Origin of the sequence: Bombilactobacillus thymidiniphilus (genome assembly GCF_023380245.1) — a bacterium.
Classification (GTDB): domain Bacteria; phylum Bacillota; class Bacilli; order Lactobacillales; family Lactobacillaceae; genus Bombilactobacillus; species Bombilactobacillus thymidiniphilus.
The window spans coordinates 975088-992542 of sequence record NZ_CP093365.1; the positions used below are offsets into that span (position 1 = coordinate 975088).

Here is a 17455-nt window from a genome sequence, read left to right on the forward strand (position 1 = left end):
TATCGAAATTCTGGGGGATTTTGTTTGTTGAAAGCTAAAAGTGTCTTTAAATGTATCTTACAAATTGCAATGGTTGTAGTGTTATTAATACCTGTCTGGGGGGGAGATGTTGCACCAGTTAGTGCATCAGCTACTAAAAGTAAGCAATTTTCCAGTAGTTTGCACAGCTTACAGGTCAAACAGACAGTGGCTCCAGTTACTTCTGCGCCTGCTGACAATAAACCTGACATCAAAACTACACAACATGATCAAGCAGGTCAAGCTATGCAAAATTTGCCGCGCCAGTTTTCGGGAAAAAGTGTTGATTTGAAGGATGGTACTGATGCTGTTGATTTAACGTTAGGCACCAATTGGTGTAAATTGATACCAAATGCGGACGGAACGACTTATACACTAGATATTTATCAAAATGGGCCTGATGGCAGGGGTATTAATTATTGGAATGATACTGTGAGGAATACTGATTATTCCCCAGATCCTGATGGTACTGTTTCCTATCAAGCTTCTAGGTGGTGGCCATGGCAAGAAAATGAGACTGTAAGATCATCAGTAAAGGATATTGATATTGAAACTAAGCTGACCGTAGCTCCTACCGACAATTCAATTTCTGAAGCACCTTCCTTGGAATATTTATTTGGCTCATTATCTGATTTGGATTCAATTATTAATTTAGAGAGGCTGGATACAAGCGGAGCTACCAGCTTGCAGGCAATGTTTACCAATGATAGAATGCTTAGCTCATTGGACGTGAGCAATTTTCATACAGAAGATGTTATTAATATGAGTATGATTTTTGCATTTGTTGGCCTTGATTATGATTATCCATCAGAATCACCTACAACTTTGTCTTTGTCATCATGGGATACTAGTAAAGTTACAGATATGTCAGGACTTTTTATGGGTTGTGATGAGTACCTTGATGGCTATGAGGACTTTGATACCAGTAATGTACAGAATATGAGATCAATTTTTGAGTCGTATTTTGTAACCAATATACCGGGGGTTGATCAATCCGTGCCTATAGATATTAGTAAATGGCAAACACCATCCTTAACAGCTGCTGATTCTATGTTTGAGAGCAGTAATGTAAGTGAGATTAAATTTTTCTCCAGTGATCCTACCACCGGCCCTACCACTGGTCTTGATACTAGTCGTATTACGAACATGTCACATATGTTTGCAGGAACTAAACATTTAAAACAGCAGCCCGTAGCAGATGGAGTATCTAAAATAGACCCTACAAAAGATATTGCTAAATTAAAGACTGATAATGTAACTGATATGTCAAATATGTTTTCGTTAACAGCTTTTTCGACAATTGATCTGAGTGGTTTTGATGTTAGTAATGTCACGGATATGAGTGCAATGTTTTATAGCAATAGAAATTTAACGACAGTAAAAGGTATATCTCAGTGGAAGACTGGTAATGTAACTGATATGTCAAATATGTTTTCGTCTTGTAAATCTTTAACGCAAATTTATAATGGTGATGGTGATCTGAGCGGTTGGGATACTTCTAACGTTATTAGGATGAATGCTATGTTTCAGGGTACGGGTATTGATTATATTGATGTCGGTAATTGGGATGTATCTAATGTTATATATATGCAATATATGTTTTATAAATGTTCTAATTTAGTACATTTAGATTTATCCAAGTGGTCTTGGAATGCTGAAGGTAATGGTAATTTAAACCAAGCTGCGTCTATGTTTAGTAGAGATAGTAAATTAGTTTCTTTAAATTTAGGTGGTATGAATACTCGTCTAGCTGCAAGTAATACTGAGGGTGGTGCCTTAGAAAATATGTTTAAAGGTGATGACAGCCTTTGGAAATTAACTATGGGTAAAGATACGGTTTTCACTGATATGGGCAATGGGGGTACTGCGCAGACATCGGGGTTGAACGACGCTTTAAAAGATAAAGTTATTGCACCTGATCAATTAACGAATACACCCAATTTTCCTACATCGTATGTTTCTACTGGTGGGTGGCGAGTTTTACAAGTTGATGATAAGGATGATCATCATCCTACTGGCTACGTACCTGTTGAAGAGGAAACTGACGACAAGGGTACTGGTACAGCTGTTTTGACGGATCCCAAGCGTAGTGGCTTAACAACTTATGTATGGAATCAGCAAGAAGGTGATGTTTCCTTAACTGCTATTCCACAATTTGATTTTTCGGGTTCTAAACACATAATTGATTTAGACAAGAAAAATATTAAAGGTGAGTTTATGAAAGACGGGGTTACAAATCAGCCTTTGAATTCTCTGAGTGTGAGTGATACCCGGTTTGGCTCGCTCCAAGGGAATTTTAGGATCAATTATAGTTTTACGCCATTTAAGAATTTAGATAATTCTAATGCTGTTGAGTTAACCCCTGTAATCACATATTATGGATTGAATGATACTGATGGTATAAAGGGGGCTAGTGGGACAATGGTCTCACAAGCACTAGGATCTCCTTCAGATGGTAGTTCTGCTTATACGTGGTCATTTAATAAGGTACCATTTGTTTTTGACTTCAGTAATAGTAATCAAATATCTAGCGGTAGATATGAATCTACTTTAACTTATCAAATAGTTTCGGGAATAGACGATTAATATTTTTGATTTATAGGTTTGGTAAATCAACTTTAATGCATGGTTCTGACATTTTGCTGGCATCATGTGTTTTTGTTACATAATTTTTAATATGATATTCGGATTTTACTATTTTAATTATAAAATGAAATAATGGATGTTTGCTAGGTTACAACTATATCACTAAATTAAAATATATATTTACAAAATTAATTATTTGATTTACAATTTCTAATTGTAAATCAGTTTTATACGCAATAAACAAGGAGGCTGTGGGAGAGTAATATAGTAATATTAGTAATTTAATTTTATGATATTGAAGGGGAGATTTATTTTGAATAAGCGACAAAAAGGTTTAACTTCGGCTGGAACATTTCTAGGATTAGTGTGTGGATTAGTGCTAACACAACAAGTTGTTTCAGCTGACACTAATGCAAATACTGACCAAAATACACAGGTAACGGTTCAAACAACAAGTAATAATATGACAAACACTGCTGATAGTGGTAGCACAGCAGCGCCAGTCGAACAGCAACAGGCTACAACGCAAGCGTCAGCTACAGATGGTAATAACAATATCGTAACTAATTCGTCGCCAGCTGTTGTTTCAGATGCATCGTATGCTAGTGACGACACAGCAACAAGTAATAATACTGTAGCAAACAATGTTGCTCAACCAGTTGCCGAGACTACTTCAGATAGTTCAACTTCAGATGCAACTACTGTTCCGATAACGTCTGACACTGTAGCTAGTGGCGTTTGGGGAACTAGCGCATGGGATTTAGTAAACAATGATTTTGACTATACGCTAAACTTTCATGCTGGAACTTTAGGATCCGGATCAATTAAAAGTAATGTTTTAGCTGATAATGCCGACTGGATTAACAGTTTAACTACGATTAATTTTGATCAAGGTGTTGTAGCAAATGAAGATTCAACTTACCTGTTTTTAAATTTAGATCATTTATCCAACATTAACTTGGCCAATTTAGATACATCTAATGTTACTACTATGCAAAGCATGTTTTATGGTGACAGTAATTTAACAAGTTTGGATCTCAGTAATTTAGATACATCTAAGGTTAAGAATATGTCTTATATGTTCGAGAATGACAGCAGTTTAACCAGCCTAGACCTGAGTAATTTTGACACGTCTAACGTTAATAGTATGTTTGAAATGTTTTATGGCGCTAGCGGTTTAACCAGCTTAGACCTGAGTCACTTTGATACGTCTAATGTTACTGACATGTATGGAATGTTTTCTGATGATATTAGATTGTCTCATTTAATTCTAGGGTCCAAAACGCGTCTTGATAATGATTCTGGTTTAGCAAATGTTCCTGGTATAGGTACAACAATTGCCGGAACCAACAAAGTAGTAAAATCCCCTAATTGGGTAGCTACTAGTGGCTATCAACAAGGACAAAAATATAGTTCTAAAGATTTGGTTAATTTAACTAGCCGCGATCAGGTGACAGTCTATGATTGGGACAGCATGCCTGAAACAACTCATGATTCAATACTCGTAACAGATGGTGTCTGGGGTACCAGCGCATGGGACTTAATGTTGCAAGATGGTAGATATACTTTGAATTTTCATGCTGGAACCTTGGGAGCTGGATCAATTAAGGATAATATTTTAGCTGATAGTGACAACTTAGTCGTTAAGTTAAACAAAATCAATATTGATTCCGGCGTGGTAGCAAATGAAGATTCATCTTATTTATTTGCTGATTTACGAAATTTGATTAATCTAGATTTGTCCAATTTGGACACATCTAATGTAACCGATATGAGTTATATGTTTACTAATGATGATAGTTTAACGACTTTGAATGTGAGTGGTTTGAATACATCTAATGTAACTAATATGATTGGTATGTTCGCAGCCGATAATTCTTTAAATAGTTTAGATTTAAGTAACTTCGATACTTCCCAAGTAACTTATATGGATGGAATGTTTGATGGTGATAGCAGTTTAACCAGTCTGGATGTAAGTAACTTTGATACTTCCCAAGTAACTGATATGAATGGTATGTTTGCTAATGATAGCAATTTAACCAGTCTGGATGTAAGTAACTTCGACACGTCCAAAGTAACTGATATGTCTTATATGTTTTCTGGTGACATCAGTTTAACCAGTCTGGATTTAAGCAACTTCGACACGTCCAAAGTAACTGATATGATTTGGATGTTTGATGGTGATTACGGTTTAACTAGTCTGGATGTAAGTAACTTCGACACGTCCAAAGTAACTGATATGAATGGTATGTTTGCTAATGATATCAATTTAACCAGTCTGGATTTAAGTAACTTCGACACTTCCCAAGTAACTGATATGAATGGTATGTTTGATGGTGATTACAGGTTAACTAGTCTGGATGTAAGTAACTTCGACACTTCCCAAGTAACTGATATGAATGGTATGTTTGATGGTGATTACGGTTTAACTAGTCTGGATGTAAGTAACTTCGACACGTCCCAAGTAACTGATATGAATGGTATGTTTGATGGTGATGACGGTTTAACTAGTCTGGATGTAAGTAACTTCGACACGTCCCAAGTAACTGATATGAATGGTATGTTTGATGGTGATGGCGATTTAACCAGTCTGAATGTAAGTAACTTCGACACGTCCCAAGTAACTAATATGGGTGGGATGTTTGATTTGGATATCAGTTTAACGAGTCTGGATTTAAGTAACTTCGACACGTCCCAAGTAACTGATATGAGTTGTATGTTTAATGGTGATGACAGTTTAACTAGTCCGGATGTAAGTAACTTCGACACTTCCCAAGTAACTGATATGAGTTGGATGTTTGCTGAAAATATCAGTTTAACCAGTTTGGATTTAAGTAACTTCAACACATCCCAAGTAACTGATATGTATGGTATGTTTTCTAATGATAGCAGTTTAACGAGTCTGGATTTAAGTAATTTTGATACCTCCCAAGTAACTGATATGAGTGGTATGTTTTGGTTTGATAGCAGTTTAACGAGTTTGAATTTAAGTAACTTTGACACGTCCAAAGTTACTAGTATGAGTTATATGTTTTCTAATGATAGCAGTTTAACGAGTCTGGATTTAAGTAACTTTGACACGTCCCAAGTAACTGATATGATTTGGATGTTTGATGGTGATGACGATTTAACCAGTTTGAATTTAAGTAACTTCGACACGTCCCAAGTAACTGATATGAGTCGGATGTTTTCTGGTGATAGAAGTTTATCTCATTTGATTTTGGGATCCAAAACCGATTTACGTGCTGATAATTCTTTAGCAGATGTTCCTAAAGTTGGCAGTTATATTCCGGGAACCGACAAAACGGTGACTTCGCCCAATTGGATAGCTACTAGTGGTTATCAACAAGGGCAAAAATACAGTTCCAAAGATTTAATGAATTTAACAGGTCGTGATCAAGTAACGGTTTATGATTGGGACAGTACACCTGTAGCTGCTACTAATACCTCTGTAGTACACAGTGTTACCCGCACAATCAACTTTCATTTACCGAACGGCTTGACACAAACCCAAACGCAGCGCGCTTTGATTACGCGTACTAAAATTGTGAATAGTGATGGCACCATTAGTTACAGCGCTTGGACACCAGCTCAATGGTCTAACGTGGATATTCCAAGCGTGCCTGATTATCAAGCTAGTCAGCCGGAAGTTCCCGAAGTAGATATCGACAGTGACACAGCTGATCAAACAATTGACGTTTATTACACGCCAATTCAGCACACTTTAACGATTAATTATGTAGATGCCGATGGTAAGACAGTGAGCTCGCAAAAGTACAGTGGCGCTAAAGGATCTACGATAACCCCGCAATATTATTTGCCAAATGGTTATCAATTGGCCAGTGTTCCACCGACAACTGTGCAAATGGATAATACTGATCAAACCATCAATGTTTTAGTTAGTCATGCGCTGGACTTCAGTGACGAACAACATTCGATTGTGCGCTTGATTAACGTGCACCAACCGAACGGACAAACACAGACCATCACGCAATGGGTTACTTTAAAGCGCAGTGTGAAGATTGATCGTGTCACTGGTGCTAAGACTTATGGTCATTGGTCGATGGATTATTGGGATGAATATGAAGTTCCGACTTTTAATGGTTATACCCCAAGTCAAAGTGTAGTTGAAGAATCACCAGTAAGTAGTGATATGACCGACCAAGTGGTGGATATTTATTACACGCAAGTTTAACTGAACGCAATTCAATATCAATACACGATTCTGTTAATTTAACGGAATCGTGTATTTTTGTTTATAGATTATGATAATGAAGTAATAAATATTTATTAGTCGATAATAATCTCGTTAGATTAAATTATATATTTACAAAACTAATAAATGAGCTTACAATTTCAACTGTAATTTAATAATAAAAGGGGCTGTGAGTAAAATAAACAATATTAGTAATTTGATTTTATGATATTTAGGGGGAGATTTATTTTGAATAAGCGACAAAAAGGTTTAACTTCAGTTGGGACATTTTTAGGTTTAGTATGTGGTTTTGTACTAACGCAACAAGTTATTTACGCTGATACTAATTCAACTGCTAGCCAAACTCAAAATATACAGGCAACAGTTACATCGACAAGTACTGGTTCGCTGTCGAGAACTGCTGATAGCGATAATGATCAAACGCCTGTTGTATCACAGTCGTCATTCGCAAATGATAATAATAATACGGCTAGTTCGTTGTCAGATACAAGTGCTGATACGGTGGAAAGCAATAACAGTGGTTCATTCAACAATGCAGTACAACCAGTTGCGGACACTGCTACAACCTCAGATAGTTCTACTCCAGATGTGACTACTGATCCAGTATCATCAGAACCTGTAACTAGTGGTGTTTGGGGAACTAGTGCGTGGGATTTAGTGCAAAATGATGCTGACTATACTTTGAATTTTCACGCTGGTAATTTAGGATCTGGATCAATTAGCGACAATGTTTTGTCTAATAATGCTGACTGGATAACTGGATTAACTACGATAAATTTTGATTCTGGTGTTGTAGCTAACAAAGATTCATCTTATTTGTTTCATAATTTGAGAGATTTGGCACAACTGAATTTATCTAATTTAGACACTTCAAATGTTACTAATATGAATCACATGTTTTCCATGGATAATTATAGTCATTTAGTTAGCTTGGATTTGAATAATTTCGATACGTCCAATGTAACGGATATGTCTAGTATGTTTGCAGGAGCTATGTCATTAACCGGTTTGGATTTGAGTAATTTTGATACTTCTAACGTTACAAATATGTCTAGCATGTTTTCTATTGGCAAGAATTTGAAAAATCTGGATTTAAGCAGCTTTGACACATCTCATGTTACTAACATGGCTTATATGTTCAACGGTGATCGTTGTCTAACCGGTTTGGATCTAAGTGGTTTTGACACATCTCATGTTACTAACATGGCTTATATGTTTTCAGGAGATAGGTCATTAATCAGTTTGAATTTGAGTAATTTTGATACTTCTGACGTTACAGATATGAGGGCTATGTTTTACGGTAACAGTGCTTTAACCAACTTGGATATTAGTAATTTTGATACATCTCATGTGCTACTCATGCCTAATATGTTTGCTAGTGATAGTAATTTGACGACTCTAGATTTAAGCAGTTTTGATACGTCTAATACAACTAATATGATTGCTATGTTCTCTAATGATAGTAGTTTAACGAGTTTAGATTTGAGTAATTTCAACACTTCCCAATTGCATAGTATGGATTCCATGTTTCAGGGAGACAGTAGTTTAACTAGTCTAGATCTAAGCAGTTTTGATATATCTAAATTTACTAATATATACTATATATTTTCTGGTGATTATGGATTATCTCATTTAGTTTTAGGTCCCAAAACTTATCTAAATGCTAATGTTGATATGCCTGACGTTCCTCCTGTCGGTACTCTAATTCCTGAAACCAATAAAGTAGTCACTTCTACTAATTGGGTATCTACAAGTGGTTACCAACAAGGACAAAAATATAGTTCTCAAGATTTAATGAATTTGATCGGTCGCGATCAAGTAACAGTTTATGACTGGGACAGCACAGAACCCATAACTACTGAATTTCACACTGTGACACGGACAATTAATATTCATCAACCTGATGGAACTTTGCAAGTTAAAACGCAATATGCGTTAGTAATGCGCAATAAGATTCTGAATAGCGACGGTACCATTAGTTATGATTCTTGGACTTCGGCTCAATGGCCCGGTTTCACTGTACCAGAATTTGATGATTATCAGACTAGTCAAACTAAAGTTCCAACAGTTACTGTAGATGGTAATACAGCTGATCAGACAGTTGATATTTATTACACACCTATTTGTCATAATTTAGTAATTAATTATGTAGATCAAGACGGAAGTACAGTAGGGTATCAAAAGTATAGTGTTTCTAATGGTGTTACAATTACACCGCAGTACAATATACCTGCAGGTTATAAATTAGCCAGTGTACCGCCAACATCAGTGCAAATGGATAATGTCGATCAAATTATCAATGTTTCAGTTAGTCATATTATTGATTTTAGCTATGAACAACATTCTATTACACGGATAATTAATTTGCATCAACCTAATGCGCAAATACAGTCTATCAAGCAATATGTTACACTTAGACGCAGTGTTGAAACTGATCGAGTTACAGGAACTAGAACTTATGGTCAATGGTCAGTTGGTAACTGGAATGAATATGATGTTCCAATGTTAGATGGTTATATGCCAAGTCAACTGACAGTTGCAGCAATGCCGATAACTATTTATACACCAGATCAACTGATAGATATTTATTATACTCATAATTAGTTGAGTGCGATAAAAAATTATATATTTTAGTTGTTAATTTTAAATGCACGAATTCGTTACTTAACGATTTTGTGTATTTTTTTGTGCTTTATACAATGCAAAAATAAATTGTAAGTTTTACTTGTAGATTAAAGAATAGCTTTAGGAATAAAATTTTTTGTATGTTTATTATGTAAGGTGATTTTATAGTCTTAAAACAAGCCCAAAATGGTTTTTAGCACCAGCATATTTCCCAGTATTTATGAAAATATGTTACAACGAGTCAAGTTTTCAGTTATATAAAATATTTGTTAATAAAAAAAGTGTTCATAACAATCAGATTTATATCTGACTACTACGGAACACTTTAATTTTACTTGTTCATGTGGCTAATACTGTAAAAAATAATTTCCACAAAAAATAAATCTAGTTTGACCATACTACAGTAAACGGTGCAGTTGCTTTTTGAGAATTATCTATTACATTTTTGGCCGTGCATATATCACCTATAGGATCATAGTCACTACCTTCACCAACAATAGTCCAAGTAGCCTCTGTATTCGGAATGTCGGGATTTTCTGGCATAGGATTACCGTCATCGGGAGGGTTAGATAAACCACAGTCAGATATTAGGTAGCTATAATTTCCAAATTTAATTTTCCATAAATTGAATTTGGCTGACATCTTCAACATGTTTGTTTCAACTACTTTTTTATCGGTTGTATTCCAGTTGCTTAGGTCTAACTGTAACAAATTATTATCATAATAGAATAATCTTGTTAGATTGACAGCGCCATGAATGTTCCAATTGGACACATCCAATTTCTTTATAGAATCTAGTCCTTCAAACATTGATTGTAGATTAGTTGCGTTATCAACGTTGATTAAATTAGCGTCCAACGTTTCCAATTTAGTATCGTTTAAGAACATATTTTGAAAATTATTAACGTTGTCTGTTTGAAGTTTGTCTAGACCGTCAATCTTAGTTAAGTTAGGCATATAAGCAAACATATTGCTAACTGATCCATTCTTAGAACTTACTTTACCGTCAAAGATAATATGATTAACTTGATCACGAACGTCGTTCCATGGCCAATCACTTGAAGATGGATTAATGTTACCATTAAAATCTTCACTATTCATATCATGTTTGTAAATTGTTAAAGTATGATCTTTCAGACCCCACCATTTAACATTTACAGTCGGATCTGGCACTTTAACTGTTTTTTTGTCACTATCTTTGTCGTTGTCTAAAGTAGTATCACCCTTCAGATCTCCTGATTCACTAGTGTCACCAATTTGTACTTTATAAGTTTTAGTAGTGGATACAGGGTTTAGGTTAAGATCTACAATGTTAGATTGCGTTCCAGAAGGATCCGTATACATCCAGCCAACTGGCAATTGATTCTTTAAATGAATATTCTTCCAACCGGATTTACGGTTATCTATTGTGAGTTTATATTCTAATATATCACCTCTGCCTCGCTTGGGTATATGATGAATAATCAGTATCACCGTTAGTTATATTTTTAACAGTTTCAGTAGCTACAGGACTTGTTGCTTCTGATACTGTTATGACAGGTTCATTGTTCACTTTAATGTCTTTATGGTTAGGACTTGTTATAGTAGTTGAACTTTGAACCTCACCCAGTGGCGTTTTACCAACTTTGACCTTGTAGGTAAGTGGATTAGTAGGTGTCAAATGATTATTTGACGGATTATCTAGTTGTAACGTAATAGTGTTACTACCATCAAGTGGTGATTTCCAAGTTCCTGGTAGTGTATCTATTAGATTTACAGTGTTCCAATTCTTGATACCATTACTGTTATCCACAGCTACTTTATATTCTAAAGTATCACCAGGTTTTGCAGTAGCCGTCTTGGTGAATGGTGCATTAGGATCATCGGTAGTGTTTCTGACAGTCTTTACGATAGACGGTTCATGATCACTACTTTGAATATTAATAGTGGGATCACTCACTTTAACATTCTTATAGTTACTACTCTTGAAAACAGTTGTACCTTGAGCTATACCTATAGGAGCATCATCATTAACTTTTACATTATAAGTTGTTTTAGTTGGTGTAGTACTGTTAGTAATGTTTTTATCAAACACGAACTGTATTGAATTGGATTCATTGAGAGGTGATGATAAACCATCAGGTAATGTATCAGTTAGTTTAACATCGTTCCAACTGCCATTCACACCTTTGCTGTTATCAATGACAACTTTATATTTCAATTTATCGCCTTGAGTGGCATTAGTGTTTTTAGAGAATTTAGTGTCACCGGCAGTAATATTTTTCACTTTGATTTTGATACTTGGATTTTGATCACGGCTCTTTATATTAATAATTGGGTCGTCAACTGTAACTGTCTTGTAATTGCTACTACTAAAGGTAGTCTTACCTTGAGCTAGACCCACAGGAGCATCTTTATTAACTTTTACCTTATAAGTTTTTTTGGTCAATGACAAGCTGTTAGAAATATTCTTTTCAAAGTCGAATTTTATTTCATTTGAATCATCCAAAGGTGATGCCAATCCCTTTGCTAAGTCATCAGTGAACTTGACATCGTTCCAACTGTCTTTAACACCGTCACTATTATCGATGGAAACTTCATACTGTAAAGTATCACCTTGTGTGGCATCAGTGTTTTTAGTGTACTTATCAGCCCCAGTAGTGAGGTTTTTAACTTTTGTAGTGATTACCGGGTCTTTATCGTTACTTTTGACGTTAACTATTGGTTCAGATTGTGGTCTAGCGATCATTCCATCACCTGGCCAATTTTTTCCGGTTAATTTATCTGATTGACTTTGTAATAACTGGTTTTTCGTATTTTTATCAATCGTTGCGCGATAAAAGAAAGATACAGAGCCAGTATCTAGACCAACATTGCCAACATATTTATCAAAAGTATTCTTACCATCTGTGGCCGATGACATTCCAGTAGGTAAGACGTCATGATATTGAACATCATACCAAGGACAACCAATACCATGTGCAGTAGAATTGTTAATTGTAACTTTATATTCCACTATATCACCTGGGTTTGCATCTACTGTATTGGTATATTCAGAATTAGGATCTTTTGTAAAGTTATGAACTGTCTTCGTTATTGAAGGACCACTAACAACAGTAGGTGTTGTCGGATTAGTTGAGGTATCTTGTCCTGGTAATGACGTGGAGCCAGTAGGTGCAGTCTTTACATAGTCCAAAGCTACAGCAGCATTCATTGTTTGATTACCTGTGGCAGAAGTAAAGCCCCAGTATACAGGTTTATTGCTGTCATAGTCGCTTAAGTCTTCAACATAGCTGATTTTTTGAGAATAATTATCAGGAACATTGGTTTCTGGGAATACAGCATCATCTTCTTGAAAAACTGTTAAAGTGCCTTTGTTAGTTAGATTATTTGGATCCCATTGAACAGTTACATGTTTCCAGGCATTGGAGACCATCTTAGCATCGTAAAATTTGTTCCAATGATTGATAGCATAATGACCGTTACTCATACGAGTAGTACCGTCAGTGATTGCTACGTGAGAACGATTTACTTTAACAGCATCCCCAGTATCCAATGCTAAATCACTGTCACTTGTATTCTCATTATACTTAGGGTCAAATTCTACTGTTAAACCACCATCATATGGTTTGGTGTAGCTACTAGAATTACGCAGACTGCCGTAAATACCTATGGCTTCGCCGGCAGAACCCAGTAATTGGTTACCGGAGTTTTGCATAGTGAAAGTTAAACCGTCACCAGTATGAGTGGTATCTTTACCATTCATGTAGTAGTAAAAAGAAATGCAGAACGGTTTATGGATATTGATTGGTGTCTTGTTCCACATTGCCTTGCTGGCATCGTTTTCCCCTGAAGCCATTTTTTGTGTTTCCGGGTGACCAGGAATAATTGTTTGACTACTTGAGCCTAAGTTACCACCCAAAATGTTAAAAGTGTCATTATTAATGGCATTTGTAGCATTTAAACTTGTGGGTGGGTTCGTTAAATCTAAAGTGGGTGTAGTTGCTGCCGATGCTTTGACAGCAGTGAAAACACCCAAAATAAATAACGTGGAAAACATTTTCAGTATTGAAAATACTGAACGTAGTTTGTTTTTCATTGTATTTCCCCCTGTAAAATTTAGTTGAGTGTTTGTACAAATTGAAGCTATGATACAAATACTCACTACTATATTACAACTAATTTATGCGGGAAAAGCAATGCCCTTATTCATCATTTATTCATTAAATTATATTAAAACGTCAATTATTAATAATATTTTCATCAATTAAATGATTTTTTTAGTGTAAAAAATGATAAAAGTGTATTTTACTAGTCCTAATTTTTGGCAAAATAGTTATTTATTAACTGTTTTAAGCCACCAAAAAATAATTAAATTTATTATCTCAATTTATACACGCTTATTATTTCATTAGTTATTAATAATTACTTAGTTAACTCATATAAGGCGCGTCGGGCAACACTTTCATTAGTGATGATGTGGGTAAATAATTTGCCACGTAAAGCACCTAATAAAGCCTCAACTTTAAATTTGCTATCAATAATGCCAAAGCGTGTCGGTGTTTGTAAAATAGTCTCCAAGTCAAGGCCAAATGTTTTATCAGTTTCAGGATTTAAAAAGTGTCCATTAATATCATAAGGTCGCCCATAAGCCATACCGGCGACTTGATTTAAGTCGACTTGTGCAAAAATTTGTTGCCGGTTACGCCACCAAATAGGAATCGACTTCACGGAGTGGAGCGTGCCAATGCCGGTAAAGATCATTTCCATGCGTTGTGCTTTTTTGATAGTTTCTTGTGTGGCGATTTCTTGAAGCATTCCGTGCCGCGTCTCGTCATTCAATATATATAAAGGCCCTGATAATGTCGAGTAATTACTAGAGAATTGGTTAGCTGCATACTCCACCATTCTTGCAGACCCTACAGCAGAATTATATTTCATATTTTCACCAATAAATTGCACAAATTGCAGATCTGGCAAACTGCGTCGTTCAAACTTAGTAATGACATTATAAACAGTACTACCCCAGGCGGTACCAACGATATGACAATGTTGTAATTTTTCTTCAATTTTTTGTGCTGCGTAACGTGTGAGAATATCCATATTTAGAGCGGCATCATTAGAATCTTTCAAAACATAAATATTAGGAATTGCAGACAACTGTTGCAAATCATTTTCTAAATTCCAGTTACGGGCAGTCGGTGATTGAATAGAGAAAGTAACAATCCCTTGTTGTCGCGCTTTATCCAATGCTTGGTTCACTAAATAGCGACTAATATGGTATTTTTCAGCTAATTCAGCTAAATTTAAGCGATTTACATAATAATCTTTGGCTAAATTAGCTAATAACTCATTTTTAAGCATGATTTTACCTCCTGCCATCAGTGTAAACTTCTTTTTAAAAAAATTAAATCATTAGAATTTTTTTGTGTTAAATAAAAACATGCTTTAAATTTTTTAAAAAATGGTAGTTTATCATTTTAAAATTTAAATTTGTTGCTACAATGATGACGTTTTTATAGATAGATGAAAGGGGAGAATCATTGTGGCACAACAGCAAGATGAATTGTTGCGTCTGCATGAACAGCACACTGGTGTTTTGCGTATTGCAGGTGAGCTGCCTGTCACCAACCGTGAGCAATTAGGGCAAGCTTACACACCTGGAGTGGCTAAACTAGCTAAGTTGATTGAGCAAGATCCAGCTACCAAGGCTAAGTACACAATTAGTGGCAAGCTAGTGGCTGTGATTACAGATGGAACAGCGATTTTAGGCTTAGGTAATGTTGGTCCAGCAGCAGGATTACCAATTGTGGAAGGCAAGGCATTGCTTTATAAACAATTAGCCGGCGTGGATGCAATTCCATTAACTTTACAACAAGTAAAGACAGACGAATTAGTGCAAACGATTGTTAATTTTGCCGATTCGTTTGCGGGTATTCATTTGGAGGATATCAAAGCACCACGCGTATTTGAAGTCGAAGATCAGCTCAAGCAAAAGCTAAATATTCCTGTTTATAACGATGATCAAACGGGAACAGCGATTGTGGTGTTGGCTGGGCTCATTAATGCAGCTAAAGTAGTGCACAAAAATTTAGTCGACTTAAAGATTGTGATTAATGGTGTTGGTGCTGCTGGAGTTGCCACGGCAAAATTACTATTAGCTGCAGGTATTAAAAACATTACTTTGGTGGATATTCATGGCGTAATTCAAAGCTCTGATGAACGCTATAACCATTATCAACGTGATTTGGCAGCACAAGTTTCACCAGCAACGGGGACAACATTGGATGAAGTTATTACGGGACAAGATGTTTTTATTGGCTTATCAGTAGCTGATGTTTTAAATGCACAACAAGTACACAAAATGTCCACGGATCCAATTATTTTTGCTTTGGCTAATCCAGTACCTGAAATTAATCCAGAGCAAGCACTGCAAGCAGGCGCCAAAATTGTAGCGACAGGCTCTTCACAATGGGCTAATCAGGTTAACAATATCTTAGTATTTCCTGGTTTATTTCAAGGTTTGCTGCGTTATGACGTTAAACAAGTGGATCTAAAACTTCAACAATCAGTGGCGGTTAAATTAGCAGCATTAATTAAAGAACCAAGTGCACAAGAAATTGTTCCGGGCGTCTTTAGTTCAGGCGTTGTGGCTGCAGTTAGTTCTGCAGTCGAGGAATATCAAAAATAGAATTAATTTATTATTGGGGGATCTAACAGTGATTGCTAAATTGAAAAAAATAAAGATTGGTTTTATGCCTTTACCGCTTTATTTGGTATTAGCGTTGGGCTATGTGTTATTGACATTGACTAATGTCATGCCAACTAACGACATGCTGATCTCTCTAGGAGTAATGGTTGTGTTTTCTTATTTGTTGGAAGAAATAGGTCAGCACATACCAGTTTTGAATAATTTGGGTGGTAAAGTTTTAGTTGTTACTTTTGTACCCTCGTATTTGGTATTCATGCATTGGCTACCCCAAACGACAATCAAGACAGTGTCGGATTTTATGAATCATAATAATTTCTTGATGTTTTTTATCACGATGCTGGTAGTCGGTGCGATAGCTTCGATGAATCGGCGTACACTGCTAAAAGCTACTTCACGCATTATTGTTGTTTTAGTATTGTGTGATGTTATTGGTTCTTTAGTAGGAACAGGTGTTGGAATGCTGCTGGGACTGTCGGCTTATAAAGCTTACTTTTTTGTGGTAGCACCTATCTTAGCTGGTGGCGTTGGTGAAGGTGCTATGCCGTTATCAATTGGTTACGCTGCAGTGATTAGTGGCATGACGCAGGGAGATATTTTCGGCTCTATCTTGCCAGCTGTAATGTTAGGCAGTTTAGTGGCTGTTGTGTTAGCTGGTTCATTGCGACGTTTGGGTGATAAGAAGCCAGAATTGACAGGCAATGGTCGCTTAATAGATGATGACGATCAGCTAGCTAATTTGAAAAGTGGCAATCAAGAAGTGAGTGTCGAAAAAACTTTAATGGCTGGTGTTTTGGCTATTGCACTGTACTTTTTAGCGGTATGGCTTAATTTTGTGATTCAAAAATATTTGCACATCTCGATTCCATCACCAATTATTCTATTAATTGTCTTGATGGCCGCTAAAATGCTGGGTTATATTCCTAAAAGCATTGAAGAAGGTGGGATTTCATTAAACAGTTTCACAGTGAAAGGTATCACGCCACCACTATTATTTGGCGTAGGTGTGGCACAAACAGATTGGAATAAATTGATTCAAGTTTTTAAATCACCAGCTTCTATTGTGGTAATTATCGCTACGGTGGTGGCAGTGGTGGCAACTGCATTCATTGTTTCAAAGTTACTAGGAATGTATCCTGTGGATACAGCAATTGCAGTTTCTTGTTGTTCTGGACAAGGTGGAACCGGAGCACTAGCTATTTTATCGGCGGGTGATCGAATGGAATTAATGCCGTTTGCTCAAGTTTCAGTACGAATTGGCGGAGCTTTAACAGTTACACTAGCCATTTTTTTGATGGGGTTAATAGTTCATTAGGAGCAGC

The 17455-nt window shown here is 36.0% G+C and carries 8 protein-coding genes; 5 read left to right on the top strand and 3 right to left on the bottom strand.

Annotated elements, in window-relative coordinates:
* The first annotated feature begins 24 nt into the window (after positions 1-24).
* From MOO47_RS05040 to MOO47_RS05050, 3 genes are all read left to right on the top strand, one after another.
* Positions 25-2604 carry a BspA family leucine-rich repeat surface protein gene (locus tag MOO47_RS05040; protein WP_249512381.1) on the top strand — a complete coding sequence of 860 codons (2580 nt, stop codon included), beginning with the start codon at positions 25-27 and terminating at the stop codon, positions 2602-2604.
* 313 nt (positions 2605-2917) lie between these two features.
* Positions 2918-6799 (top strand): BspA family leucine-rich repeat surface protein, encoded by a 3882-nt coding sequence (locus MOO47_RS05045; RefSeq protein ID WP_249512382.1) that lies wholly within the window; start codon positions 2918-2920, stop codon positions 6797-6799.
* A gap of 249 nt (positions 6800-7048) precedes the next feature.
* Entirely contained in the window at positions 7049-9424 is a 2376-nt protein-coding gene (locus MOO47_RS05050; protein WP_249512383.1) for a BspA family leucine-rich repeat surface protein, read from the top strand.
* Between the two features lie 405 nt (positions 9425-9829).
* On the opposite strand, the gene MOO47_RS05055 is transcribed toward MOO47_RS05050, so the two are convergent.
* The 3 genes from MOO47_RS05055 to MOO47_RS05065 form a co-directional block, all read right to left on the bottom strand.
* Positions 9830-10804, bottom strand: a complete 975-nt coding sequence (locus MOO47_RS05055) for a BspA family leucine-rich repeat surface protein (RefSeq protein WP_249512384.1) — start codon at positions 10802-10804, stop codon at positions 9830-9832.
* 70 nt (positions 10805-10874) lie between these two features.
* On the bottom strand, positions 10875-13523 hold the full coding sequence (locus tag MOO47_RS05060; RefSeq protein ID WP_249512385.1) for an L-type lectin family protein: 2649 nt from the start codon (positions 13521-13523) through the stop codon (positions 10875-10877).
* A 326-nt stretch (positions 13524-13849) separates the two neighbouring features.
* Positions 13850-14788 carry a sugar-binding transcriptional regulator gene (locus tag MOO47_RS05065; protein ID WP_249512386.1) on the bottom strand — a complete coding sequence of 313 codons (939 nt, stop codon included), beginning with the start codon at positions 14786-14788 and terminating at the stop codon, positions 13850-13852.
* Between the two features lie 181 nt (positions 14789-14969).
* Here MOO47_RS05065 and MOO47_RS05070 point away from each other — a divergent pair, with 181 nt between their 5' ends.
* Positions 14970-16115, top strand: a complete 1146-nt coding sequence (locus MOO47_RS05070; protein ID WP_249512387.1) for an NAD(P)-dependent malic enzyme — start codon at positions 14970-14972, stop codon at positions 16113-16115.
* A gap of 64 nt (positions 16116-16179) precedes the next feature.
* The gene (locus MOO47_RS05075) at positions 16180-17448 is read left to right on the top strand and encodes a 2-hydroxycarboxylate transporter family protein (RefSeq protein ID WP_396022065.1); all 1269 of its coding nucleotides are present in this window, start codon (positions 16180-16182) and stop codon (positions 17446-17448) included.
* Positions 17449-17455: the final 7 nt, after the last annotated feature.

Bases quoted from the DNA above. Each gene is read 5' to 3' on its own strand.
- MOO47_RS05060 (WP_249512385.1), bottom strand. From the start codon at position 13,523: ATGAAAAACAAACTACGTTCAGTATTTTCAATACTGAAAATGTTTTCC.
- MOO47_RS05075 (WP_396022065.1), top strand. From the start codon at position 16,180: ATGCCTTTACCGCTTTATTTGGTATTAGCGTTGGGCTATGTGTTATTG.
- MOO47_RS05065 (WP_249512386.1), bottom strand. From the start codon at position 14,788: ATGCTTAAAAATGAGTTATTAGCTAATTTAGCCAAAGATTATTATGTA.